The organism is Luteolibacter flavescens (assembly GCF_025950085.1).
GTDB lineage: Bacteria > Verrucomicrobiota > Verrucomicrobiia > Verrucomicrobiales > Akkermansiaceae > Haloferula > Haloferula flavescens.
Map to the genome: position 1 here is coordinate 463,204 of NZ_JAPDDS010000002.1, position 25,470 is coordinate 488,673.

Here is a 25,470-nt window from a genome sequence, read left to right on the forward strand (position 1 = left end):
GCCTACCGCGGCGGCCTGCCTCCCGGCCAATGCCGTCTGCTCAGGGTGAGCATGCCCGGACGGTCACGCTGGATGCGTTGACACCCGTGGCGGATTTGCTAGCGACAGCATATGATTTTGAAATCGGCAGCACTTCTCTCCCTGATAACTGGTCTGTCCCTCGCCACCGCGCATGCCCGCACCTGGACGGATACCACGGGCCGGAAGATCGAGGCGGACATCGTGCGGGTGGAGGGCGAGCAGGTGGTGCTGCAATTCAAGGGCAAGGAGGTGAAGCTCGCGCTGTCCAAGCTGAGCGAGGACGACCGGAAATTCGTCGTGGAGTGGAAGGAAACCGCGCCCGAGACGCCGGCGGCGGCACCCGCGGGCGCGCTCACCCTGTGCGGCACCGCGCTGACGGCGGGCGGCACCGTGACCACCGTGCAGGAGCCGCTTTCCGCCGCCACGCTGAAGAAATTCGCAAAGGCGGATGCCAAGCCGACGCAGTTGAAGATTGCCATCGCGCTTCCTGCCGGATTCGACCCCGCCAAGCCCCAGCACGTCATGTGGGTGAGCGCGCCAATCAACAACGAGGGCGAGCGGAAGAGCGGCAACATCGGGGCCATGGGCGGCTATGCCGAGGCCGCCACGCAGGCGGGCTGGGTGATCATCGCAGCCGACACCGACCAAGGGAATGCCCGCCTGGAGGACAACCAGCGCAGCGAGGGCGGCGACCTCGCCGTGCACAAGCAGGCCATCGAAGCGCTGGTGAAGGCATGGCCTGCCGCGAAGACATGGAAATACGCCTGCTGCGGTTTTTCCGGCGGGGCGAAGGCCAGCTTCTACCGCGTGGGCCAGTTGCTCGACTCGGACCTCGCGGTGACGGGGCTTTTCCTCGGTGGCTGCAATCAGGACCTGACGAACAGCGCGCGCGAGGAATCTGGCCTCCGCAAGTCCGGCCTGAAGAAGATCCGTGTCTATATCAGCAACGGGAAAACCGACGACATCTCCACCGTGGCGCACGCGACCAGTGTGAAGGACAGCGTGGAAGCGCAGGGATACGGCGAGGCGAAGCTGGAGGTCTTCGAAGGCGGCCACAGCATGAACCGCGAGAATTTCGTCAGCGCCATGGCTTGGTTCAAGGAAGCCCCGGCGAAGTGAATGCCGCGGCGGACGGCGGCGGGATCCTCCTTGCGCCGTCATGCATGTGGTGTCTTGGTAGCGGATAAATGAAGACCATCGCCGCCATCCTGCTCACGCTGTCCGTGCCGGTGCTCGCGCAGACACCGGCACCCGCGCCACCACCCGTGGCGAAGCCCGCCGCGAGCCCATCGCTGAAGGCTCAGCTAGCGAAGTCACCGCTTTCCGGCATCATCATCCCCGAGGTCGTCTTCGACAAGGCGACGGTGGACGACGCGATCACCGCGCTGACGAACCTGGTGGACACGCAGACGAAAGGCGGCGTGAAGCTCCAGTGGATCGACAAGGCATTCGACCGCAAGAAGTGGTCGCCTACCGTGACCATCACCGCGAAGGGCTTCTCCGCCGGCAAGCTGATGACCGAGATCCTCGATCAGGCCGGTCTGGAGGCCCGCCTCGAAGAGCACGCCATCGTCCTCAGCCCGAAGACCCGCGTCGTCGAGCGCCGGGTCATCCCCGCGGAGAAGACCGAGGCTCCGAAGCTCGACGGCGGGTCCACCCACCGCGACCAATTCCGCGATCCGCTCAAGCGGAAGTGAAAGCGTCTGGCGAAAAGGAGCCCGCGCATTCCCTCATTCACCGCTCGCCACGGGGGCTCTAGGCGGGCAGGGTCGGGGTGTCCCTGCGCCGGCGGTTCCCGGTGGCGCGGACATTTTCACCGTGAGCACGTTCCAACAACTCGGCATCCCCGCCGACCTCATCCAGGGTCTTGAAGAGCTCGGCATCACCACGCCGACGGAAGTCCAGCAGAAGGCCATCCCCTTCCTCATGCAGGATGGCGGCGATCTGGTCGCGCAGGCGCAGACCGGCACCGGGAAGACCGCGGCATTCGGCCTGCCGCTGCTGACGAAGGTGGATCCGAAGTCGAAGGAGATCCAGGGCCTCGTCATCGCGCCGACCCGCGAGCTGGCGAAGCAGATCGGCAAGCAGCTCTTCCGCTTCACGAAGCACTCGGCGAAGATCTTCACCGAGGTCGTCAGCGGCGGGGACAAGATGGACCGCCAGATCGCCGCGCTGCAGCGGCCGACCCACATCGTGGTCGCCACGCCCGGCCGGCTGGTCGAGCTGGTGAAGCAGAAGGCGCTCTCGCTGGATGCCGTGCGCCACCTGGTGCTGGATGAGGCGGACGAGATGCTGAGCATGGGCTTCAAGAAGGAGCTGGAGCAGATCATCGCCTGGACGCGCGGCCGTCGGAGCACGTGGCTCTTTTCCGCCACCTTCCCGGATGCCATCCACCAGCTCGTGCAGGGCTGCATGACCGGCACGCCGCAGCGGCTGACCATCGACCGCGCGCACGTGGTGAACCGCGATATCGACCACCGCTTCGCTGTCTGCCCGCGGGACGAGAAGGCGGAGTTCATCGCCAGCTATCTGGAGAGCCGCGGTGAAGAGCGCGGCCTCGTCTTCTGCCGCACGAAGGCCGGGGCGATCACGCTCGGCAAGGTGCTGGCAAAGCACGGCGTGCCGGTGGACGTGCTGCAGGGCGACCTGACCCAGCCGGAGCGGGACAAGGTGATGCGCTCCTTCAAGAAGGGCCGCACCCGCGTGCTCGTCGCCACGGACGTCGTCGCGCGCGGCATCGATGTCGATGGCCTCGCCTTCGTCTTCCACCACCAGCCGCCGGACCAGCTCGAGTACTATACCCACCGTAGCGGACGCACCGCGCGCGCGGGGAAGAAGGGGGTCTCCATCACGCTCATCGAGCCCCGCGAGCGGGCAAAGCTGGAGCGCATTGGCCGGGAGCTCGGCGTGCACTTCCGCGAGATGCGTTGAAGGCAGCCGCTCCATCCGGATACGAAAAGGGGCCGCACACTCATGCGGCCCCAATGAATTTCGTCATGAAATTTTCATACCCTCATGGGCCGGAGCCCCTTCGGATGAGCAGAAGGTGACCGAAAACGACGGTTTTGTCATGTCCCCAAGATTTGGGACACGGCGGGGAGGTGCCGTGGCTGCGGCATCTTGCCGCAAGCCTGCACGCTCCTAGGCCATGGGCCTCAATCTCCCAACTCTTCCAGCCACTCCAGCCGGAAGCGCAGCCGCTCCTGCCGCTCCGGGGAGGGGGCCGGGTAGAGGATGGGATACCACGCCGTCATCACCGCCGCGCGGGCGATCATGCTTTGCCACAGGGCCTTGCGATCCAGGCTGCCGCCCGCCGACTGGTAGGCCTCGAGAATGCGGTCCGCGGTATCGTCGTCCTTATCAATGATGCGGGCGTTCCAGATGATCGATCCCAGGTCCCACTCGACCGGGCCGGCGAAGGTATCCTCCCAATCCGTCCACAGCAGGCCATCGGTCGTGTTCATCAGGTTGCCGGCATGCGCGTCGCCGTGCAGCGGCCGATGAGGAAGAGGCGCGAGGACATTCACCGAGTGCGTGAGGTGACGGTCCAGCATTTCCAAGGTCGGCCTCGGGAACACGCCCCGGTGCTCCAAGGTCTCCAGCAGGTGGATCGCTTCCGTGATGATGGCAAGCTGGGGCAGCGGTTCTGCGAAGGTATCCAGCACCTTGTGGCAGTGGAAGAGGGTGCGTCCCACGGCTTCCGGCTCCGGCGCTTCATCGACGCGCGTGACGAAGCGCCAGAAATTGATCGGGTAGCCGAGATGCTCGTGCGGCCCCGGCGGAATGTCCGGGTGCATCGGGATCACCGGTGCGCCGCCCTTTGCCAGATGCTGCGCCACCGCATTCTCCCGCGCGAACCACGCCGTCCCCTGCCGCGGCCCGTCGCAATCCTGCACCACCCGCGCGACCAGCGTCTCCGTCAGGCGGAGCACCAGCGTATTCGCATCCTGCAGGATCTCACAGCGGTCCGGCACGATGCCATGGGCGATCGCCGTCTCGGTCGCGGCGCGGATGGGGAGGTCGGTGGCGGGCATGGCGTGTTGACTTGTTGCCCATCCCCTCCCAACCGTCGATTGCGATCCGACGGAATGATGGCGTCCAAATCCGTCGCTTCCTAGACGGTCGGACTATCGACGGTGCGGTAGCGGAAATTACCTTAGCCAAGCTGGAGAAAAATCGGATGGCTTCCAGTGTTGGCTACTCCCTTTTCCGCGGAACAGTGAGGCAAGCCAAACCTGTAAGGGCGCTGGTCACCAACAGTCCGGCGACATATCGAGGCCAATCCATCATAGCAGGAGTGGTCCTGAAGGTGGCAATAACATCCGGCATTCCCTCGGGTGTTGGGACAGGTTGACTATCCTCGTAAAAACCGCCGCGGAATATGAACGCTCGGTCCATTTGGGATCGTGGGAGGTTAGGAGTGCAACGGGGAGCGTACATACTTTGGAAGATCACCAACAGCAGACCCGCGATTAACACATTTTTCGTTCGTCGATCCATTGTTCATCTAACCAAGTTGATGGTGAAGAAATTTGCCATGTTTTTCGACTCGCTGTCACAAACTGCCCGCCTGCCCCGTCATCCCGGGTGTATGGAAACCAATACCACTCCCGACACGACGAAGGCCCGACTTGAACATTGGAAGGCGGCGCCGGAGGTCATGAAGGCGATGCTTGCGCTGGAGCAGACCGTGCGCGGCGCGGGGATCAATCCGGTGCAGCTCGAGTTCATCAAGCTCCGCGCCTCGCAGATCAATGGCTGCGCCTTCTGCATGAACCTGCATTTCAACGATGCGGTGAAGGCGGGCGTGAGCGCGCAGCGCCTGCATCTGCTGCCGGTGTGGCGCGAGGCGGCGCATCTCTACTCGCCGGCGGAGCGCGCGGTGCTGGCGTGGACGGAGCAGCTCACGCGCTTGCCCGGCGGCCATGTGAGCGACGGGGATTTTGCGGGGATCAAGGAGCACTTCGACGACGAGCAAGTCACCCGGATCACCCTCGCCATCGCCGCAATCAATGCGTGGAATCGCTTCGGAGTGGGATTCCGCCTGCCGGTGGAGGCTGTTGTTTGATGAATGGACGGAGCGTCATTTCTTCGCTCCCGGATCCTGAGCGTGGACGAATACGACTGAGAAGGGGATCTTCTCCTTCTCAAGTGCCATGATGGATTTGACCAAGACAGCAGACCCTTCTGGCGAAGGATTTTCACCGGCGGTCATCACCAGACGTGGAAACATTTTCTTCCGGGCAAGTTCACGAGCGAATACCAGAAAGGACTTGGTGTCCTTGAATATCCGACCTGAATCACTTTCGAGGGATCCGGTTGCCGAGATTTCAACGAGGTAGCCTTCGCCTCTCTGGTCGAGATCGGGATCCAACAACACCGCGCTGGCAAAATGAGCCGAGACAAAAAGCAGTGAAGCAAATCGGAGGATCGTGTTTTTCATGATTGGAGAGATGAAGGGATCACATTGCCTTGTCGCTATCAAAAACGACGACTTCACATGTCACGGATCGTCGCCGATTCCCGTGCCTCAGTGGTGTCACCACCACGACCACGGCGGGTGATGAGCGCCGCTCTGCATTTCCTGACCCCCGGCCCCTGAATCCCGACCCCTCGCCTTTCCCACCCATGAGCGATCCCGAGAATCACCGCCGCCTGCTCTTCCACATCGCCTACCGCATGCTCGGCCGGGTGGCGGAGGCGGAGGACATGGTGCAGGAGACGATGCTGCGTTGGCATCGCGCGGACACCTCGGCGGTCCGCGAGCCACAGGCATGGCTGACCACCACCATCACCCGCCTGTGCATCGACCAGCTCCGGCTCGCCCGTCGCCAGCGCGAAGAATACGTCGGCGTGTGGCTGCCGGAGCCGCTGCTGGAGGATCAGGCGGGCGATCCCTCGGATGACTCCGCGCTGGCGGATTCACTGGGCATCGCCTTCATGCTCATGCTGGAGGAGCTGGCCCCGGTGGACCGCGCCGTCTTCCTGCTGCGCGAGGCCTTCGGCCACGACTACGAAGCCATCGCCGCCATTGTGGGGAAGTCCGAGGCGAGCTGCCGCCAGATCGTATCGCGGGCGAAGGCGCGCATGGCCCGCAGCACGAATCCCACGCCGACGGCGACGGAGGAGGCCGAGCGGCTCGTGCGGGAATTCGTGCAGGCCACCCAGACCGGCGAGCTCGCCGACCTGATCGCGCTGCTGACTGACGATGCCGTGCTCTACAGCGACGGCGGGGGAAAGGTGCGCGCCGCCTTGTTGCCCATCCTCGGGCCGGATCGCATCGCCCGCATGTTCATCGGCCTGCGTCGCTTTCAGCCGGATGGTCCGCCGCCCGCGCGCTTCGTCATGATCAATGGCTCGCCCGGCGTGCTCGCCCGCGGCGGCGACGGGAATCTCAGCGCGATGACCTTCGCGCTCGAGGGCGGCAGGGTGAAGGCTGTCTATGTCGTGCGGAATCCCGACAAGCTCGCCGGCGTGCAGCTCTGATCGCGACGGCATCGCTTTCGTTGGACATCGTGAAATTCCGCGGCTCCTTGTAGGGTGGCCTCCATTCACCGGTGGCTGCACAACCTTGCAAACCCTCGGCCATGAACTCGATCCACCAGCAGCAACCGGAAGACACCCGCGATGACCTCCATGGCCTCGACGCGGTGGCGAAGATCCAGGAAATCGTCGGCAAGTCTCCGAATTGCTTCTTCTCCACGATGGCCGCGAACGGCACCACCGACACGCGCCCGATGAACGTGCGTCAGGTGGATGCGGAGGGGAACCTGTGGTTCCTCAGCTCCTGCGACAGCCTGAAGAACGAGGAGATCAGGCGCTTGCCCGTGGTGGAGCTGTATTTCCAAGGATCGACGCACTCCGACTTCATGCACCTGAAGGGCGAGGCCACCGTCTCCCGGGATCAGGCGAAAATCGAGGAGCTGTGGGAACCCGTCATCCGCACCTGGTTCACGGAGGGCAAGGACGACCCGCGCATCACCGTGATCAAGGTGGAGCCGGTCGATGGCTACTATTGGGATACCAAGCATGGCAATGCCATCGCGGGCATCAAGATGCTCATCGGCGCGGCGATCCAGAAGACGCTGGATGACTCGGTGGAGGGAACGCTGCGGGTGTGATTGATTTACTATTTGTCTAGTAAGTGTGTGTGAGATCCTGCCGGCCCATCGTGGCCGGCAGGCTTTTTCGTTCCGGCTTCGCGAACCTTGTCATGATTTGAAATGCGGGAGAGGTTTGGAAAAATCACGCCCGGTTCCTCGTATACCCGCGCACCGAAAACGGCACCGAACGCCTGCTGCATCCCATGAATCTCGTACATCGTCTGATCGTCCTGGCGGTCACCGTCACTTCCACGGCCTGTGCCGCGCCGCTGCGTTTCAGCCCGCTCTTTTCCCCGGGCATGGTTTTGCAGCGGGACGCGGCGATCGTCGTGACCGGCATGGGGCCGGAGAATGGCTCGGTGACCGTATCGCTCGGGAAATTTTCCCAGCCCGCAAAGGTCGGGGCGGACGGCGTCTGGCGTGTGGAATTCGCCGGGCAACCCGCGGGCGGCCCGTACGTCATGGAAGTCTCGGACGGCACGCTGACGGCCACCATCGACGACCTGCTGATGGGCGACGTATGGGTGTGCTCCGGCCAGTCGAACATGCAGATGGGTCTGGATGAAGCTGCCGGTGGTGATGCGATGCTGGCGAAGGCCGCAGCCGATCCCCGCCTGCGTCTTCTCACCGTCTCGAAGTCCGGCGCGGACAAACCGGAGACCGACCCCGGCGCGAAGTGGAGCCACGCCACCCCGCATTCGCTGAAGAAATTTTCCGCGGTCGCCGCCAGCTTCGCGCTCCACCTGCGTGACGATCCGAAGCTGAGGGACGTGCCGCTCGGCATCATCGACAGCTCCTTCGGCGGCACGTCCATCGAGGCATGGACCCCGGTGGGGACGCTGCCCCCGATTCAGGAGAGCCAGATCAGCGGCTCGATGTTCGGCATCCAGCCGGGGCATCTCTACAACCGCATGATCGCCCCGCTGACCGCCACGCCGGTGAAGGGTGCGCTGTGGTACCAGGGCGAGGCAAACGGCGGCCAGCCCGCGGTGTATTCGCAGTTGCTCGCAAACCTCGCCACGCAATGGCGCGCGCAGTGGAAGCAGCCGGAGATGCCATTCCTCATCGTGCAGCTTCCCGCATTCTCCGGCACGATGGGCGGGCTGGATTTCAGTTGGGTGCGCGAGGCGCAGGCAAAGGCCGCGGAGGCCTCGCGGCACAATCTGCTCGCCGTGAGCTACGACACCACGAATGGCTTCGACCTTCATCCCGTGGAGAAGGAAGAGATCGGCCGTCGTCTCTCGCTGCTCGCGCGGAAGGAAGTCTATGGCTCGGACATCGTGGCCACCGGGCCGCAGGTGAAGGAAGTGAGGGCAGAGGGCGGCCGCGTCGTCGTCACCTTCGAGGAGCCGGTGAAGAGTTCCGATGGGAATGCCCTGCTCGGTTTTGCCATCGCCGGTGAGGATGGCGACTACCACTACGCGGACGCCACCGTGAGCGGCAGCCGCGTCACGCTCACTTCCGGGGATGTAGCCGCGCCGAAGACGGTGCGCTTCGGCTGGGGCGGCATGCCGCAGACGAATGTGGTGAATGCCGCCGGGTTGCCACCCGTGCCATTCCGCACCGACAAGCTCGCACCGGATGCGCCCGGCTTCCAGCCTCTGCCGCAGATCTACCGGCTCTCCGGAGCGGGCTACCAGATCCAGACCGGTGAGCTCGGTCACGTCACCAGCCTCATCGTGGGCGGGAAGCAATTCCTCTCCGCGGAGCCGGGCGGTGGCACTTCTATCCCCGGTGGCTTCGGCCCGCGCGGCCTGCCGCTGGTGAAGATGACCGGGCCGAACCGCGTCGAGTGCCGTGACAATGAGGCCGCACTGGAGATCGCGTGCAAGGACGAGACCATGGAGTGGACGCTGACGAACAAGGGAAGCGGCGAGTTTTCCTACCAGATCGCCCTCTCCGACAAGGTGACCGTCACCGGCAGCGCGCCTGCGGTGGAGCTGGTCCGCGACCAGGTGAAGCTCCGCGTGGAAGGCATCGACCGGATCGAGCCCGGCAAGCTGGTCGCAAAGGTGGGTGGCAAGTCGAAGCTCAAGCTGAGGTGGACCGTGGTGGCGAAGTAGCCATCGTTCACGCGAGCGCGTCCCACAGCAGCTTCGCCGTCATGGCGAAGACGACTGCGAGGAAAACGGGGCGGATGAGCTTCGAGCCCTTCTTCACCACCAGACCCGCGCCGAGCCTCGCCCCGAGGAGCTGCCCGCCGATCATCGCGCCCGCCGCGCTGTAGTGGACGGATCCGTAGGGGAGGAAGATCGCCAGCGAGCCCAGGTTGCTCGCGAGATTCGCCGCCTTCGTGTAGCCGGTCGCGCCTCGCAAGTCGAGGCCGAGCAGGGCCACCGTCGCCAGCGTCCAGAAGGACCCCGTGCCCGGGCCGAAGAAGCCGTCGTAGAATCCGATCACGATGCCGAAGACGATCGCGAAGAGCACCGCGGGCATCTTCTGCTTGCCCGCCTCGATGCCGAAGCGGCGGTTCAGCGCGGTGTAGATCGCCACCGCCGCCAGCAGCCACGGGATGAGCTGCTTCAGCAGATCCTTGTCCAGCACGCTCACGGCCTGCGCTCCGGCCATGCTCGCGAGGAATGCCAGCACGACCGCCAGCCACAGCCCCGGAGCCTTCGTCAGGCCGGCCTGCGAGTAGCGCCACACGGCGATCGCCGTGCCGCACGAGGACTGCAGCTTGTTCGTCCCCAGCGCCACCTGCGGCGGCATGCCGGTGGCCAGCAGCGTGGGCAGCGTGACGAGGCCGCCACCGCCCGCGATGGCATCGATGAAGCCACCCGCGAATCCCGCGAGGAAGAGGAGGCCATGGGCCAGCGGCGAGATCCCGTTCATCAATCCTCCGGCTTCTTCTTTTCCTTTTCCTGCGGCGGAGTCTCGTCGTGCTTCTTCGGCAGGGTCCCGAAATTCAGCAGCTCCGAGGCGAATTCGATGTCCTCCTTCGTGACGATCTTCCCGCCCGGCGCGCCAAGTGCCGAGGGATCGATGCCCGAGGCATTCCGCAGGAGCTGGCTTTCCACGCTTCCGTCGTCCTCGGGGAAGTCCGCCAGTCCCGGCAGGTGCAGCGGCTCGGGGTCCGGCTCGCGGAAGATGTCCGCGACCGCCTCGCGATTTTCGCGGAAGCTGAAGAAGGTGATCGCCGCCACCGCGAAGATCACCAGCGAGACGCGGGTGACCTTGCTGCCGAGCCGGTTTTGCTCAGCGGCTTGTACTTCCTCGCGCTCCTCCAGCATCGACCGGAGCTCGTCCTCGGTCGGTTCGGAGGGATGATCGGGCCTTTCCTCCACGCCATTCCAGATGCCTGAAAGGCACGGAGGTGTCAAACTTCAACCCCCGGCCCGGGCGGACGCGGAGGGGGCCATCGATTTCCGCTGGCACGGATTCGGAACGTGAATTATCTGTTAGTGCTGCGGGCAGGTCCATCGGGGGCGTGTCCGGCAGCATCCAGCATTTCGAGAATCCCGGACCCCTTCCTGCCATGCGTGCCATCGCCTTCCTCCTGCCTGTCCTCTTCGCCAGTTGCGGAAACCTCGTAACCCAGCGTGAGATCCTGATCCGCGCGAAGGCCGAGGTGGCCTCGCGTGAGCCGTGGTCGGACAGCGCCGTCATCCTCGTCGAGCAAAAGCCATCCGGGGAGGAAGGCTGGTTCACCTACGACGGCCTTTATGCCTGGACCGTGAGCGCTGGCGAGTGGGACTACTCCGAGTACCCGAGCTACAAGGGGATCAACATGGTCCCCGGCACGGAGCGCCAGTTGAAGTTCACCCGCGATGGCTGCCTTATCGGCTACTTCGACAAGGGCAGTCGCTGCCCTCGCCCGGACCACGCGGCCCCGGCTCCCGTTTACACGGAGGCGGCTCCGGCGGACAAGTGAGCCCGCTCAGTTGCCGCCGGCCTCCTTCAGGCTCTTGGCCAGTTCTTCTTCGTGGGTGATGATCTCGAGGAGCACGTGCACGCCTTCCCCGGCTGCCGTGCCCTTGAGCATGTTCCGCAAGGCGGTCGCCGTTTCCCCGTTCTGACCTACGAGGATCTTCTGGTCGCCCTTCGTGACCACCAGGCGGAAGCGGATCACGCCGGAGGAAATTTCGTGCACTTGGAAGTGGGCGCGCTCGGGATCGTCGATCAGGTTCACCGAGACGTACTGGATGAAGCCCTTCAGGCGGGTCACCAGTGCATCGATGTCCGCGGGTTCCGGCTCCTTTTCAGGAGCTTTCGCTGCGATCTCGGGCAGCGGCATGTTGTCGTCCGCCAGCTTCAGGGCGTCGCGGAAGTCCCACTCCATCACCTTGTAGCTGGCGACGCGCTTTACCCAGCCGATGACGTCCACCTCCTGGTGGGCGAACTTGTGGACCGCGGGCATGGACTTCTCGATGTCCCACTTCAGCACCCTCTTGTTTCCGAGGCGGCGGAGGGATGCGGCGATTTCCAGGTCCTTGAGGTCCGTATTCAGCAGCTCGATGAAGCCGCGCTCGGTGGAGGAATCTTCCTCCGGCTCGGGTTGTCCGGTCGAGTCGCTGTCTTCGGATGGGCGCTGCGACATGGGATCTGGTAGGGTCCGGTCCGTCATGGAGGGTCGTTCAGGGGGAGAGAACTTTAGGGCAGATTAAGCTGAATGGCCGCTGGAAGGCAAGCTTGCCCGTGGGGGTCGGAAGTCCTCCGCGGCCGATGGCGTGGCTTTCGCGATTGCTCAAAAGTCTTGGATCGGCGGGCTCGTTGGGCCTAGTTGGCCACTCAACTGTCACATGAGTCACGATCCCAGCCTGAAGCCCCCACATCCGGCCGCCTCTTTCTCCCGAATCCCTGCAACCGCGGGCAATGCCGGGAGCATGCGCTCATGCGATGCCGTATCTCCGTGGTGTCGGAGGTCGATCTTCTCTTCCGCGGCGGCGGTGTTGCTCGCGCTGGCATCCACATCCTCCGCGCAGGAGGCATCCACGGGGACACGCGTGTGGACGAATACGGCGGGGAAGACGATCACCGCCGAATACCTCGGCATCCGCGGGAACGAGGTGGTCCTGGGAATGCAGGGCGGGAAGATTTCCTTCATCCCCTTGGCCAGCCTGTCCACGGCGGACAATGACTTCGTGAGGGCGAACCGCCTCGACTACCACGCGCGGTGGCGCGGATGGCCGGTGGATGCGAGCCAGGCGATGCCGGGCCTGACCGTGGCGGAGGAGGCGGGTGGCGCGCGCGAATTCGTCTATACCACGAAGAACTTCCGCTTCCACTGCGACGTGGAACTCGGGACCACCCTCATGAAGGACCTCGCCCGGACCTTCGAGCTCACGCTCCAGCTTCACTCGAAGTCCCCCTTCGGCGTCCTCGCGAAGCCGGAGAAGGACCGCTTCGAGGCGCAGCTCTTCGGCACGCTGGCCGACTACCGCAGCGCCGGCGCGCCCTCGCACTCGGCAGGCGTTTACATGCCGAAGAAGAAAATCTTCCTCGCGCCGCTGGAACTCATGGGCATCCGCCCCGGACCGGCAGGCCATCGCAAGGTCAGCGATGAGTACGACATCTCGACCATCGTCCACGAGCTGACCCACATGCTCACCCATGACATGCTGGCGAATCTGCCGCTCTGGGTGAACGAGGGCTACGCGGAGTACATCGCCACCATCCCGATCCAGGCCGGGACCTTCAGGACGGACCGGGAAAAGATCCGCGAGGGCGTGCGCGATTCCTTCGTCACCACCCATCTCAAGAGAATCACCCGGCCCGACAAGGAGCTGCCGAAATGGGGGAAGGCCCAGCGCGAGACCTTCCTGAAGACCGGAGCCCTGCCCGGGCTCCGCCGCGTGGCGGACATGCTCCAGATGACCGACGAGGAGTGGACCTCCGGCAGTCGGCAGTCGGTGCGGACACCCTTCGGCACGCAGTTCACTCCGCCGACGCCGCACGATCTGCCTCAGCTCTACCGGACCGCCCACCTGATCATCTACTACTTCATCGAGATCGAGGGGGAAAAGGGCGTGGAAAAGCTCCGCAAGTTCCTGGAGGAAAACCGCCGGAACATGGACCGCTACGAGCAATACTTCCAGGACGTGGAGGACTACGAGAAGGCGATGGTCGGCTTCCTCGCCCTGCCCGGGGTGACGAAGCTCCCCGACGGCAAATTCAGGTATCCTTCCCACCTGAAGCCACCGAAGGCCCCGGAGGGCTCCCCACCCGACCTCAAGGCGCTGAAGCTGGGTGGATTGCCCGCGTTGCTCAATGGCGAGTCCGCCGAAGCGGTGGGCAGCCGGATTGAGGAGGCCCTCCGCAAGGACCTGAATATGAACCTGCAATTCAACTGAGGTTCCGAATCGGGTCGGGGGCGGGAGTTCCGGTCTCAGCGGGGCGTTACAGAATAATCCCACCCCCGGGCTTGCGCGGGGTCGGCTGTGGTGCGATGGAAGCCGCGCGTTCAAACGGGCGCTTGAATTTCTATGGATTCCGCGCCCCGCGTTTCCGAACGCAACCTGCTGCTCCTGCTGGCCGCCGTCCAGTTCACCCACATCATGGACTTCATGGTGATGATGCCGCTGGGCCCCCAGCTCATGCGGGAGCTGGACCTCACCGCCACGCAATTCGGCCACATCATCTCCGCCTTCGCGCTGACGGCCGGGGTGGTGGGGCTGGCGATGGCACCTTTCGCCGACCGCTTTGACCGGCGGAGGCTGCTGCTGATTTGCTATGCGGGCTTTGCCCTCGGGACTCTGGCCTGCGGTCTCGCGACCACGCCGGAGATGCTGATCGTGGCCCGGGCGGTGTGCGGGGCATTCGGTGGCGTGAGCAGTGCGACCATCCTGACCATCGTGGCGGATGTCGTCCCGCCTGAACGCCGGGCGCGCGGCATGGGCATCATCATGACGGCCTTCTCCGCGGCTGCCGCGCTGGGAGTGCCGCTGGGGCTGAAGCTCGCGCAGTGGTGGAAGTGGGAGGCTCCCTTCCTGGTCATCGCCGCCATCGCCGCCGGGGTGTGGGTGCTGCTGGCGCGCGTGCTGCCGCCGGTGCGCGGTCACCTCGACCTCGTGGGCGCGGATCCGCGGAAGGACTTCCTGTCCCTGCTGAGGGACCGCAATGCCTGGACGGGCATCCTGCTCATGATGGTCTGCATCATGGGGCACTTCATGATCATTCCTTACCTCTCGCCTTACCTCGTGGGAAATGTGGGGCTGGCAGAGGAGAATCTCTTCCTCGTCTATCTCGTCGGTGGCGCGGTCACGATCTTCACCGGCCCCTATGTCGGGAAGCTGGCCGACCGGCATGGCCGCTTCCGCGTCTTCACGATCATGATCGTCATCGCGAGCGCCGTCATCCTGCACATGGCCACCTCCGGCCCGCTGCCGCTGTGGCACATCCTGCTGAATGCCGCGCTGTTCTTCGTATTCGCAAGCGGGCGCTTCATCCCCGCGCAGGCGACCATCTCGCTGGCCGTGCCGCCCGCGCGCCGGGGTGCCTACATGAGCCTGGTCTCCTGCTCGCGCGATCTCGCCTCCGGCGTCACCGCGGCCGTCGCCGGGATGGTGGTGACGCGCGCGCCCGGCGGGGCGATGCTCCACTTCGACCGCCTCGGCTTCATCGCCGTCGCCTTCAGCATCGTCAGCCTCTTCGTCTTCCGCCTGGTGAAAGTGGCGGAGTAGCCCGCGGGCATCGTCAGCCCGCGGACCGTTGGTCTAACAGATGGCTGGCATCTTCAAGCGGCCAGCACGTCGTAAACGACGACCTTGCTCCACAGGCCGGAGCATTCCTCGACGAACTTCACGTGGAGCGGATCGACCTGATAGGCGTTCTGGCCTTCCACGTCGTCAAAGCACAGCAGCTCGGAAACGTGGTAGCTCGACTCCACGACATCGCGCTTCTCCGTGGAAGCGGGCACGCCCACGTGGATGGCGCGGACCGTCTTGATCGCGCCGAGCTTCTTGATGCCCGCGATCAGCTTGGCGCGGTCTTCCTCCGACTCCGGATTCTTCAGCCAGAAGAAGACGTGGTGGAGCAGCTTTGGCAGGGCATCATTCTTCTTCTCCCCGCCTGCGGCAGCCGGTGCGGTCTCGGCGGCGGTGGCCGTGGCGGCGGAGATTCCCAGCAGCGCGCTGCCGGCGATGAATTGCCTGCGTGATTTGTGGTTCATGATGGTGGCGACCCTAGGCGGACTTCTCCCGGGCGCAACCTCGTGAGGGAAATTACCGCCGGGAGATCTACGCAGGCCGCCCCCGCTCACATCACTTCGCGCGCGACTCGATGAATTCCTGCACTTTCACCGGGACATCGGTGCAGATGGCGTCCACGCCGAGACCCAGGCCGAGGAAGTAGTCGTTGAGATCGCGGCCCGGCCATCCCGTGACGATGAAGCCCTTCTTCTGCGCATCCTTCACGACGAGGCGCGTGGTGCCTTCCATCTTGCAGGCGATGCGGCGCGCGCCGATCTCCGTGGCGGCCTTCATGAGCTCGTCATCGAGCGGGCCTCCCTTGATGAACATGATCTCGGCATTCGCATCGATCTTCTTGATCGCCTTCAGCGGACGCGCGTCGAAGGAGGTGAAGACCCAGGTGGAGCCCTCGGGGCGACGCTCCATCACCTGCTTGTAGATCTGCTTTGCATAAGCCTCGATCCGCTCGTCCGGGTAGAGCTCCTTGTTGCTCGTCTTCATCTCGAATTCGACGTAGAGACCCGGCTTGTCGGCGAGGTAGTCGAGCAGGGTGTCGAGGAAGAGCAGAGGCTCGGCCTGCTTCTTCGTGGTGATGACCTTGGCCGCCTCGGCATCGAGTGCCTCGACCGGTCCGGTGCCATTGTGGGTGCGGTCCAGCGAGTCATCGTGCAGCACCACGAGCTGGCCGTCCTTCGTCATGCGGATGTCCGTCTCGAAGCCGCGTAGGCCCTTGTCGTAGCTGCTGCGGAAGGCGAAGAGCGTGTTTTCCTCGAACTCGAAGGCCCCGCCGCGGTGGGCGAAGTGGAAGGGCTTCTTCGGCTGCGCGCCGAGCGGCGGGCAGAGGAGCGGGGCCAGCACGGTGGCGGCGAGGAGGGTGGGCGAAAACAAGCGCTTCATCGGGGTCAGCGTGGAGGATGGCATCGCGCGCGCCCGGCTCCGAGCGGCAACGATTTCGCCACCATTTTGTCTTTTGGCGATCATCCGGCCTCCTTCTGGCTGGCGCGGAAACGGTCGAAGAATGACTGGTGCGCGGCCACGATCCGGCGCGCGGCATCAGGGTCGGGCGTGGGGTCCGCCTGGCCGCGCAGGTAGGTGCCGCCGAGCACGATGCCATCGGTGCGGGGGAACATGTAGTAGTCCCCGTGGATCAGATTGTAGTCCACGCCGGGCTGGGGCATCAGGATGGAGAGCTGGCCCTTCACCGGCACCAGCGAGGTGTCACCCGTGAGGGGCGCGGCACCGAGCCCGGTGCAGTTGAAGATCATGTCGTGCGGCAGCGCGAGCATGGCCTCGCGGCTGGAGATGTCGCGGATGTCGATCGTTCCCCCGGCGACCTGCACGTCGGACAGCAGCGTTGCGAGGTAGATCGATGGCTCGATCATCATCGTGTGAAAGCGGCGCACGTGGGGCATGGGGAAGACGTGTTCGCCCGGGCCGAAGTCGCGGAAGGAAATCTGGAAGTCATGCAGCGCGCTGCCCGGTCCGCTGAGCCAGCCGTTCGCGTGGGGATTCTGGCTCAGGTAGTAGTTCGGCAGCCAGCGCACGCCCCAGCGCGGGCCGACGAGCGGCTGGAAGGCCTCAAAGGAAAGCCGCGCCGCCTCGACGAATTGCCGGCCGAAGTCCTCGGTCCTGCGCCCGCCGTCGAAAACCGAGAAGGGCCACCACTGTGCCCCGGCGACATTCGACGTGGTGTCCGGTGGCAGTGCCTTCGTGTAGATGGTCACGCGTGCGCCGCGGAGCTGGAGCAGGCGCGCGGTGCTCAGACCCATCACGCCGCCACCGACCACCGCGCAGTGCAGGCCGGAGACGGTCCCGGCGAGCCGTACCGCCTGCATGGAGCTGCCCCATGAGAGTGTCATGCCGCCGCCGCCGTGGCCGTAATTGTGGATCAGCACCTTTTGCCCCGCCTCCTCGCGCCGCACCACATAGCCCTCCGGGCGATAGGGACGCAGCCCGCCGATGGTGCGGATCACGCGCGCGGGGTCCGCATGCACGGGCATCAGCGATGCGCCCTCCAGCGGCTCGCGTGGAGCGGATGGCTCTGGCGGGGCAGGCGCGGGCTCCGGGGCGGAGGGGGCCTCGGCCGAAGGCTTGGGCTTGGGCCGGCAGCCGCCGGTCATGGCGAGGGCGGCGAGTGCTAGGGCGTGTCGGCGATCCATGGGTGTCCTTCTTGTTACGTGGCAGGTGCCGCCGGGTGTTTCCGGAAAGATGTGTCACCTGCGCCGGATTCGCGGTTGCACCGAGGCTATCGCCGGGGAAGTTGCGCCGTCATGCGCATTTCCCGCTTCATCCCGATTTTCGCGACAGCGGCGCTGGCCCTGTCGGCCTCCGCGCAGGATCAGGCCTCCGCAATGGACAAGTTTCCAGCGCTGGATGCCGGTCTAACAGATTATCGCTATCCCTTCGAGGTCCGTGAGCTGGCGATCAAGGAACAAGGCCACGACCTGAAGCTCGCCTACATGGACGTGAAGCCCGTCGGGGACGCGAACGGCCGCACGATACTGCTGCTCCACGGGAAGAATTTCTCCGGAGCCTACTGGGAGCGCACCGCAAGGGACCTCGCCGGACGGGGCTACCGCGTGGTGCTGCCGGACCAGATCGGATTTGGCAAATCCTCGAAGCCCACCGACATCCAATACTCCTTCCAGATGATGGCCGCGCACACGAAGGCGCTGCTGGATCACCTGGAGATCGGGAAGGCATCGGTGGTCGCCCACTCCATGGGAGGCATGGTCGGCACGCGCTTCGCCCTCATGTATCCCGCCTCCGCGGAGAAGCTGGTGCTGGTGAATCCCATCGGCCTCGAGGATTGGAAGCGCAAGGTGCCTTACCAGAGCATCGATGCTGCCACCGCCGCCGAGCTGAAGAAGGCACCCTCCGCGGTGAAGGACTACATGCAGACGGTGTATTTCGATGGGCAATGGAAGGAGGAATACGATCCTCTGTTAGAGATCCAGGTCGGATGGATGAAGGGGCCGGACAAGGAGCGGATGGCCCGCGTCACCGCCATCACCTCGGACATGGTGATGACCCAGCCGGTGCTCTACGAATTCCCGGATCTCAAGGTGCCCACGCTGCTCATCATCGGCGAGCGTGACCGCACGGCCATCGGGAAGAATCTTGTGTCAAAGGACATCGCGGCGACCATGGGCCAGTATCAGGATCTCGGGAAAGCCGCGGCCGTCGCGATCCCGGGCGCGAAGCTGGTGGCGCTGCCGGGAGTCGGTCACGCGCCGCAGGCCGAGGCGTATGACGACTACCTGAGGGCGCTGGTGGACTTCTTGTGAAGGCCTGGGAGCGCCGGTCATTAGACCGGCGCGAATCATCCCTCGGGCCGGTCTAATGACCGGCGCTCCCAGGGATGGCTCCCAGGGTTTACTCCGTCTTCCACTGAAGCGGGGTGCCGATGGGCAGCAGCTTCACGGCGCGGGCGATGTCCCAGTTCGTCATGCGGAATCCGCCGATGCCTTCCTGCGACTTCATCCGCGCGGGGATGCCTGTGCCGTGCAGGCCGTAGGGCAGGGGATCGGTGGTTTTTGACTTCGCGAGATTGATCCAGGCGATGCCCACGGGATTGTTCGGACCCGCGGGCAGATGCTGCGCGGCGGGCAGTGCTTCTCCCTCTGCGGGCGTTGCGGCGGGTGCCTCTCGCGGCTCGCGCGTGGTGGCCAGGCGAGGCTTGGGGATCGCTTCCAGCATCGTCCACGTCCCGCGACCTGTTAGGCCCGGGCGGGCGGAGGCGACGGGCAGCACGGCGAGGAGTTCGTCGCCGCGGGAAATTTCCAGCCGCGAGAGATTCACCACCGCCGCCGTGACCGGCTTCTCCGGATCGGCCACCGGTTGCAGCGGCTCGGCGAAGGCGCTCTCGATCTCGAAGGGGATCACATTCGGCACCTGGAAGATGGTTCCGACCTCGGGCATCTCCTTCAGCTTGGAATTCAGCTCGCGCAGGAAGCCCTCGTCGCAGTGGAAGCGCTCGGCGACGAATTCCCACGCGCTCGCATAGGCGAGGAAATCCGCGGCGACCATCTCGTCATAGGTGAGCGGAGGGATCTGCGGCGTGCCTTTCACCGGGCTGGGGGCGCCTCGCTTCGCCGGAGCTTTCTTAGCGCCCGGTGCCGCTGCCACTTCGCCGGGCTTGCGCGGCGTGATGAATTTGAAGTCCTCCGCGCGCAACACGTAGTTCGTGTAGGGCTGCTTCACCACCTCGATCGCCTTTGCCTTCAGCCGTGCGGGCTCGGAGGCGTCCGGGTGGGTGGCCTGATAGATCTGGCTCACTTTCTTGAAAGTCGGGCCGCTCTTTCCATCGATGGCTCCGGGCGAGAACATCTCGCGGTCGAGGAAGACCTGGATGAGCACCGTCTCCATCACGAGCTGCTCGTAGGTCATCGGCTCGGAGTCAAAGGAGTGCTCCGGCTTCACCTCGCCATCCTTGCCCTTGTCGCCATCCTTCTTCGCATCCGGCGGCGGTGGCGGCGGGGCCATGGCCAGCAGTTCCGCAGGGGTGGGGATGCGCAGCGATTGGCCGATGACGATGCGGTCGTTCTTCAGCTCGTTGAATTGCTTGAGCTGGTCCACGGACATGAAGAATTTCCCCGCGATCCGGGTAAGCGTGTCGCCCTTCTGGATCTCGTAGCTCGTCGGTCGCTCGGCCACCGCCGGTGCGGGCTTCGCGGGATCGTCGCCCGCCTTTGGTGCCAGTTCCTCCGGCAGCGGCATGCCCCATGCGCTGGTGGCGGAGGGCACGGCGCTCCATTTCCACTTCACGGCCTCCTCCAGACCGGGCTCTATTTTCACCGGCGCGGGCTTTGACGAGGGTTCCATCGGATTCCCCGTCACCTGGGCGAAAGCGCCGCCACAGGCGAGGAAGAGCGGGGCGATGCGCAGGAGCGGATGCACGATCGGGCAGCACATAAATCGCAACCTACCCTCCGCCGCCCGCCCGGCAACGACGAATCGCTGCGACGCCGCTCCAGCGGTGGATCTAACAGATTCGGGATTTGCGATGACATGCGCACCTTGATGGTTAGCTTGCGACGCATGAACTCCCCCGGCTTTCCTCCCCGCCGCCTGACGATCCGCCTCTGGAAAGGCGTCGTTGCCCTCGGGCTGCCGGTCCTCGCCCATGCCGAGCCGCGATTGGTGGCGGGAGCACCGTCAGGGGGAAACATCCCGCTTATATGGTCGTCCACTCCCGGGCGGATCTACCGCGTGCAGACATCGGATTCCCTCCAGACATGGAGCGCGCTGCCACCGGCGGTGGAAACTCTCCAGCCACTGCTCGCATCATCCACCACGATGTCCCTCAGCGCCCCCGCCGCGGGACCGCGGGGCTTCTACCGGGTGAGCGAGGATCTCTACATCGATCCCCCGTGGGCGGATGCGAAGCCGCTGCGGACCATCTTCCTGAGCTACAATTCCACGCAGACCGCATTGGTAAATGGAGCCACGCTGCGCACCGCGATGCTTGCTCTCATCCCGGGCGACCAACTGGTGATCGCACCGGGCACTTACTCGATCTCCAGCCTGACCGATCTGGTTCTCAATGGCACCGCGCAGAATCCCATCCGCATCGTCGCGGGCAGCGGTGGTAGCGTCGTCATCACCCGGCCGGATGCGAACCAGAATGTCCTGAACATCGGCACCGCGGCTAACGCTTCCTACCTCTCGCTGGAGGGCCTGGAGATCACCGGCGGTTCTTCCGGCCTGCGGTTTGGTACCTGTAGCAATGTCCGCGTGGACCGCTGCAAGATCCACCACACCGGGAATGACGGCATCCAGGCGAACAGTCGCCCGATCGAGAAGGCCTACTTCACCCGCAACCAGATCCACGATATCGGTGCGCCGGATGCCGGTGGAGCCGGGATCTATCTCGGCGGTGTTTCCACCGTGGCGAAGCAGTCCGTGATAGCGATGAACCGCATCGCCCGCGCGAATGGCTCGAGCCTCGGCTATGGCATCTTCGTCCGCGATGGCTCGTGGGGAAATCTGATCGCGGGAAACGTGGTGGAAGATTGCGAGCTTCCCGGCATCACCGTCTTCGGCACGGCGGGGAATCCGGTGAACGTGGTGGAGCACAATGTCTGCCTGCCCGGCGATGACTACGGGCTGCACGTGCAGAAGGAATGCATCGTGCGGAACAACGTCGTCTTCGGCGGAGAGGTCGGTGCCTTCGCCAGTATCCCCCTCAGCGGACAGAATCCCACGAAGATGACGGTGGTGAACAATACCTTCATCGCCGAGTGGCGTGCCGTGCGCCTCGGCTCTTGGTCCGCGGGCACCGACAATCTCTTCGCAAACAACGCGTGCTACTCGCAGACCGCGGATGCCATCTTCCTCGCCGGGTCCGCCGGGGCGACCGTGTTCTCGGGCTTGGTCACCTTTGGCACGAGGCCTTCCGGCGTCAGCTCCATCCCGGGCACGGGGCTCGGAGATTTCACGAATGTCACGTGGAATGGCGCGAGCCATGACGTCACGCCGACGGCAACCTCACCGCTGCGTGGCGCGGCGACTGCCAGCCACGCCTCCATGCTCGATCTCGGCTACCGGCTTCGCACGGCCCCGCATGTCACCGGGGCGTCCCGCTGATGGCGACGACTCAGTCTTTCTTCACGTCCACGCGGTAGAATCCACGTGCGGCATGCGGGCTGGTGTCCGTCACCGTTCGCTCGCTTCCCGTGGTGGTGGTCGGCGGATTGACAAGCGCTTGCCATGCCCCCGGTGTCAGCGCGGCATTCCGCTGCACGGTATAGGTGCGGCCCGTGAGGATGGGGCTGAAATGGATCTGGTATTGCCCTGCCTGCGACGGATGAGGGCGAATGCGGATGTGGAAGGTGGACAGCGGATCCACCGGGATGAGCCCCGCGTGGTATTCGAAGAGATTGTCGTAGCCGTCGCCATCCGGATCCCGGAAGGGCGCGGCATCGAAATTGTAGAGCCCGAAGTGGAGCTCCTGCCACGCGTCGTCGAGCCCGTCTCCGGCGTATCCCGGGAAGTTGTCGATGTCGCTGTTCCGCACCGTCACGGGCACCGTGGCATTGAAGCTCTTGTAACTCGCCACCACCTGGGCCGCGGCATCCTGATAGATGATGTCCGCGATGAAGCTACCATGGACTGATGGCTGCAGCGGTCCGCTGAAGACGTGCCACAGAAGGTCCTCCGCCGGCAGCGGCGTCCAGCTCTCATCATCCATCATCAGGCGGCTGGTGAAGGTGATCGTCTCCGTTTCGTTTACGAATGCCGGAGTAGGGCCGACCGAAATCGCGACCGGCTCCGTGAGCATCGCCGCGTAGCCGGTGCGCGTCACCGAGCTCTCGGCTTCCGCTTCGGCGCCGCTCGTGATCGCGGTGTCGATCGTATAGTTCCCGCTGCTGCTGCGACCGCCCGCCACCTGTGAGGAGGGTGCCTGCGAGTAGCCGGGATTTCCACTGGCGAGGACGACGCCCGCCGAGAGTGGAAGCAGCAGCGTGATGGTGAGTTTCATGACGCGGGAAGAGGGATGCTTGTTTACGGCTCGCCGGTGCCGGACTTCAGCACGGCTTTTTCCAGTGCTTCGAGGCGCGCTTCCATCGCCTTGTTCCGCTCGCGCAGCGACTCGATCTCCCGGTCCCTTTCCTCCAGCTTTTCATTCAGCCCCTTGATCGCGGCGAGCGCCACGCCGTCCGCATCCACGGTGGCGATGTGCTTGTCATCCGCACCCGCGCGGAAGGCCGCGTGGAAATCCTGAGCCATCGGTCCGATGTGATCGCTGTCCGGGTCGTCGAGATAGTTCCACCGGCTCACCGGCATGGAGACCACCTTGTCGAGCACGTCGCGGGCATTCACCTCGCGGATGTTCTCCTTCATGTGGCGGTCGCTGCTGCTGACGAAGGTGCCGCGCACGGTGAGGCCGCCGCTGTTCAGTCGCATCAGCTCCTCGCCGCCGCCGGCGTTGTACTGGCTGTCATTGTGGATGCCGCCGCGATACCACGCGAAGCCGCCCGCGGCGGTCCCGCCGATGGTGCGGAAGTAGGTGGTCCAGGCCTGCACGCCGATCGCATGCTCGTTGTTCCAGAGATTTACCATCTGGCGCAGCCCGGTATTCGTGAGGAAATTCAGGTTCCGCGTGAGCGTCGCGTTCCCCTGATGCTCCAGCGAGAGGACGTTCGCGTTCCCATTGTAGATATTCATCACGGGGGCCGCTCCCGCACTCAGCGCGATGTCCCACGCCGGGCCATCCGACTTCATCCGGATGCGCGACCAATCTCCCGCGGTCGTCTGGTTCAGCGTGAGCTGCGGATTGTCGAAGTTCCCACCGGCATTGATGGCCACTCCGGCAGTGGTTCCGGTCCCGATCTTGAGCACCTCGTTGCCGCCCGGAGCGTCGAGGAAGGAGAAGCGAGCGCCGGGAGCGCCCACATGGAAATACATCTGGGACGACCCCATCCCGATGCCGTAGTCCGCCGTGCTATTCGGCTGGTCCCACAGCGCGATCTTGGTGCCGGTGGTGTTTCCGAAGGAGAGGGGGTAAGCCGGGGCGGAAGTTCCGATGCCGACATTGCCGGTGGCGATGGACAGATTGTTACCACTCTGTGTCCATGTTCCGAGTCCACGGGTCGTGGTCCATCCGTCCGAGCCATAGACGAGCTCGACCGTCCCCGGCTGGGTCGTGGAGTGAAAGGCTCCCCCCGATGAAGTCCAGAACTGGGTGCCGCTGATAGAGTGAGCGGCGAATGCACTGCCGTCCGCAGAGCAGGTGGCTGAGGTCCATTGCCGCTGGGGGCCGGAGTAGAGCCACGTCTGTCCCCGGTCGCGGGAGATCATGAGAGGAGAGTCCGAGCGCAAACCGATCATCGTGGAGCCATTTGCCGAGATGGCCACCTTGCCCGGCCAGATAGTGGTTGGCGCCCAGGTCACGCCGCCATCCCGCGAGACGAGGGCATAGCCATCCACGGCGGCGATCACGGTGGTCCCGTCCGCCGAGCATGCCACATCATGGACGGCCGAGGTGCCGGTCGGGTGGGTCGCCCACGTCACGCCACCGTCGGTCGATACGGTGATGGAGGCATGGGGTGAGCCGGGCAGGCCGGCCACGAGTTTCATCCCGTCCGCCGAGCAGCTCAGTTTCTTCCACGGTCTGCTGGCCCCGATGGCAGCCCACGTCACGCCACCGTCGGCCGACACGTGCAGTTGGCCGGTATCTTCTGCAGCATACAGGCGGGTGCCATCGGACGAACACGCGAAATGTCTCCAGTCCCTCTGCTCCGCCGGGCCTCTCTGGACCCATGACGATCCTCCATTGCGAGTGACATTCAGCAAACGGGCCGGCGTGGTCGTGGAGATGGCCGTATTGCCATCAGCGGAGCATGCGAAGGCCACAATGTGCTGGCCACTGAATCCCACTTGATTCCACAAAGCTCCGCGATTCTCCGTGCGATGCAAGGTCAGTGAAGGACTCGACGATCCGGTATTCCGGGCAAATGCCCAATAGATCATGCCATTCCCGGTGCCGTAGAGGTCGTAGATGCCGTGCGACGGTGGGCTGAAGGAGGAGAAACCCCACACTCCACCGCCCGGGTCGGAGATCGTAATTCCGCCACCGCCTGTGCGGTCGATACGAATGACGTCTCCCAGTTGACCTCCGGATGGCAGTTGGAAACTCGTGTTGCCAGTCGCGACGTAATGCTGGTTCCCAGACATCGGGTAGCTGCCGAAGCTGCTCGTCACATGAATCGCCGGTGACTCCGCCCCCCTCGCCAGCTTCGCCGCGCTGATGCTGCCGTCCGGCAGGTAGCCATTCGGGGCGAGGCGCTGGTCGGGCGCGAGCTTCTGGTAGCCCTGCGTGCCGTCGTTGAACCAGATGCGTAGCCGCAGGTCGGCATTGGCATACACGGTCAGCGGTAGGGCAGTCATGCCGGGCACCGTGGTATCGCCCAGCATCACGGAGTAGAGGCCCTTTGTCACCGGCAGGGTGATGCCGGACAGCGGCTCGGCCCCGCCGGCGCTGCTGCCGTCATTGCTCCAGTAGGTGATGTTCCCACCACCATTCACCAGGGCGAATTTGAAATGCCCCGTTCCCGTGAAGTTCTCCCCGTTTACCGCCACCCGGCCTTGCTGCGGTACCAGGTTCGGCACCTGGGCGCGGAGCGCGGCGTGGGGGAGGAAAAGGAGAGCGAGCAGTGTGGCGACGCCGGTTCTCATGCTCATGTGTCTAACGTACCAGACGCATACGTCACCACCGG

Annotated in this window: 23 protein-coding genes; 12 read left to right on the forward strand and 11 right to left on the reverse strand. The window is 64.7% G+C overall.

All coding sequences use genetic code 11. The features are described 5' to 3' along the window. The first annotated feature begins 111 nt into the window (after positions 1–111). From OKA04_RS05450 to OKA04_RS05460, 3 genes are all read left to right on the forward strand, one after another. Positions 112–1,140 (forward strand): SHD1 domain-containing protein, encoded by a 1,029-nt coding sequence (locus tag OKA04_RS05450; protein WP_264500123.1) that lies wholly within the window; start codon positions 112–114, stop codon positions 1,138–1,140. A gap of 68 nt (positions 1,141–1,208) precedes the next feature. Further along, entirely contained in the window at positions 1,209–1,718 is a 510-nt protein-coding gene (locus tag OKA04_RS05455) for a hypothetical protein (RefSeq protein ID WP_264500124.1), read from the forward strand. Positions 1,719–1,839: 121 nt separating this feature from the next. After that, the gene (locus OKA04_RS05460; protein WP_264500125.1) at positions 1,840–2,952 is read left to right on the forward strand and encodes a DEAD/DEAH box helicase; all 1,113 of its coding nucleotides are present in this window, start codon (positions 1,840–1,842) and stop codon (positions 2,950–2,952) included. A gap of 224 nt (positions 2,953–3,176) precedes the next feature. Here OKA04_RS05460 and OKA04_RS05465 read toward each other — a convergent pair whose 3' ends face one another. Next, positions 3,177–4,055, reverse strand: coding sequence for an aminoglycoside phosphotransferase family protein (locus OKA04_RS05465; protein WP_264500126.1), 879 nt, complete (start codon positions 4,053–4,055; stop codon positions 3,177–3,179). Between the two features lie 557 nt (positions 4,056–4,612). On the opposite strand from OKA04_RS05465, the gene OKA04_RS05470 reads away from it, so the two are divergent. Further along, positions 4,613–5,089 carry a carboxymuconolactone decarboxylase family protein gene (locus OKA04_RS05470; protein WP_264500127.1) on the forward strand — a complete coding sequence of 159 codons (477 nt, stop codon included), beginning with the start codon at positions 4,613–4,615 and terminating at the stop codon, positions 5,087–5,089. Positions 5,090–5,104: 15 nt separating this feature from the next. Here OKA04_RS05470 and OKA04_RS05475 read toward each other — a convergent pair whose 3' ends face one another. Beyond that, positions 5,105–5,464, reverse strand: coding sequence for a hypothetical protein (locus OKA04_RS05475; protein ID WP_264500128.1), 360 nt, complete (start codon positions 5,462–5,464; stop codon positions 5,105–5,107). Positions 5,465–5,649: 185 nt separating this feature from the next. On the opposite strand from OKA04_RS05475, the gene OKA04_RS05480 reads away from it, so the two are divergent. From OKA04_RS05480 to OKA04_RS05490, 3 genes are all read left to right on the forward strand, one after another. Continuing rightward, on the forward strand, positions 5,650–6,507 hold the full coding sequence (locus OKA04_RS05480) for an RNA polymerase sigma-70 factor (RefSeq protein WP_264500129.1): 858 nt from the start codon (positions 5,650–5,652) through the stop codon (positions 6,505–6,507). Positions 6,508–6,608: 101 nt separating this feature from the next. Continuing rightward, positions 6,609–7,142, forward strand: a complete 534-nt coding sequence (locus OKA04_RS05485) for a pyridoxamine 5'-phosphate oxidase family protein (protein ID WP_264500130.1) — start codon at positions 6,609–6,611, stop codon at positions 7,140–7,142. Between the two features lie 185 nt (positions 7,143–7,327). Further along, entirely contained in the window at positions 7,328–9,187 is a 1,860-nt protein-coding gene (locus OKA04_RS05490) for a sialate O-acetylesterase (RefSeq protein WP_264500131.1), read from the forward strand. Between the two features lie 7 nt (positions 9,188–9,194). On the opposite strand, the gene OKA04_RS05495 is transcribed toward OKA04_RS05490, so the two are convergent. Continuing rightward, entirely contained in the window at positions 9,195–9,956 is a 762-nt protein-coding gene (locus tag OKA04_RS05495) for a TSUP family transporter (RefSeq protein ID WP_264500132.1), read from the reverse strand. Then, positions 9,956–10,408: a hypothetical protein gene (locus OKA04_RS05500; protein WP_264500133.1), complete on the reverse strand. Its 453-nt coding sequence runs from the start codon at positions 10,406–10,408 to the stop codon at positions 9,956–9,958. Before OKA04_RS05500 ends, OKA04_RS05495 begins: the two co-directional genes overlap by 1 nt. 143 nt (positions 10,409–10,551) lie before the next feature. On the opposite strand from OKA04_RS05500, the gene OKA04_RS05505 reads away from it, so the two are divergent. Beyond that, positions 10,552–10,995, forward strand: a complete 444-nt coding sequence (locus OKA04_RS05505) for a hypothetical protein (protein ID WP_264500134.1) — start codon at positions 10,552–10,554, stop codon at positions 10,993–10,995. A gap of 6 nt (positions 10,996–11,001) precedes the next feature. Here the strand turns inward: OKA04_RS05505 and OKA04_RS05510 are convergent, their stop codons facing one another. After that, positions 11,002–11,661, reverse strand: a complete 660-nt coding sequence (locus tag OKA04_RS05510) for a KH domain-containing protein (protein WP_264500135.1) — start codon at positions 11,659–11,661, stop codon at positions 11,002–11,004. A gap of 286 nt (positions 11,662–11,947) precedes the next feature. On the opposite strand from OKA04_RS05510, the gene OKA04_RS05515 reads away from it, so the two are divergent. Beyond that, complete coding sequence (locus tag OKA04_RS05515) at positions 11,948–13,414, forward strand: hypothetical protein (RefSeq protein WP_264500136.1); 1,467 nt, start codon at positions 11,948–11,950, stop codon at positions 13,412–13,414. Between the two features lie 132 nt (positions 13,415–13,546). Next, complete coding sequence (locus OKA04_RS05520; RefSeq protein WP_264500137.1) at positions 13,547–14,743, forward strand: MFS transporter; 1,197 nt, start codon at positions 13,547–13,549, stop codon at positions 14,741–14,743. A 53-nt stretch (positions 14,744–14,796) separates the two neighbouring features. Here the strand turns inward: OKA04_RS05520 and OKA04_RS05525 are convergent, their stop codons facing one another. From OKA04_RS05525 to OKA04_RS05535, 3 genes are all read right to left on the reverse strand, one after another. Continuing rightward, on the reverse strand, positions 14,797–15,231 hold the full coding sequence (locus OKA04_RS05525) for a Dabb family protein (RefSeq protein WP_264500138.1): 435 nt from the start codon (positions 15,229–15,231) through the stop codon (positions 14,797–14,799). 91 nt (positions 15,232–15,322) lie between these two features. Next, on the reverse strand, positions 15,323–16,147 hold the full coding sequence (locus tag OKA04_RS05530) for a glycerophosphodiester phosphodiesterase (RefSeq protein WP_264500139.1): 825 nt from the start codon (positions 16,145–16,147) through the stop codon (positions 15,323–15,325). 80 nt (positions 16,148–16,227) lie between these two features. Beyond that, the gene (locus tag OKA04_RS05535) at positions 16,228–17,409 is read right to left on the reverse strand and encodes an FAD-dependent oxidoreductase (protein WP_264500140.1); all 1,182 of its coding nucleotides are present in this window, start codon (positions 17,407–17,409) and stop codon (positions 16,228–16,230) included. Between the two features lie 111 nt (positions 17,410–17,520). On the opposite strand from OKA04_RS05535, the gene OKA04_RS05540 reads away from it, so the two are divergent. Further along, complete coding sequence (locus OKA04_RS05540) at positions 17,521–18,537, forward strand: alpha/beta fold hydrolase (RefSeq protein WP_264500141.1); 1,017 nt, start codon at positions 17,521–17,523, stop codon at positions 18,535–18,537. Between the two features lie 88 nt (positions 18,538–18,625). Here the strand turns inward: OKA04_RS05540 and OKA04_RS05545 are convergent, their stop codons facing one another. Further along, positions 18,626–20,149 carry a L,D-transpeptidase family protein gene (locus tag OKA04_RS05545; protein WP_264500142.1) on the reverse strand — a complete coding sequence of 508 codons (1,524 nt, stop codon included), beginning with the start codon at positions 20,147–20,149 and terminating at the stop codon, positions 18,626–18,628. 141 nt (positions 20,150–20,290) lie between these two features. Here OKA04_RS05545 and OKA04_RS05550 point away from each other — a divergent pair, with 141 nt between their 5' ends. Continuing rightward, on the forward strand, positions 20,291–21,838 hold the full coding sequence (locus OKA04_RS05550; RefSeq protein WP_264500143.1) for a right-handed parallel beta-helix repeat-containing protein: 1,548 nt from the start codon (positions 20,291–20,293) through the stop codon (positions 21,836–21,838). Positions 21,839–21,848: 10 nt separating this feature from the next. On the opposite strand, the gene OKA04_RS05555 is transcribed toward OKA04_RS05550, so the two are convergent. Both OKA04_RS05555 and OKA04_RS05560 read right to left on the reverse strand, forming a co-directional pair. Continuing rightward, entirely contained in the window at positions 21,849–22,733 is an 885-nt protein-coding gene (locus tag OKA04_RS05555) for a hypothetical protein (protein ID WP_264500144.1), read from the reverse strand. A gap of 23 nt (positions 22,734–22,756) precedes the next feature. After that, positions 22,757–25,429 carry a tail fiber domain-containing protein gene (locus tag OKA04_RS05560; RefSeq protein ID WP_264500145.1) on the reverse strand — a complete coding sequence of 891 codons (2,673 nt, stop codon included), beginning with the start codon at positions 25,427–25,429 and terminating at the stop codon, positions 22,757–22,759. Positions 25,430–25,470: the final 41 nt, after the last annotated feature.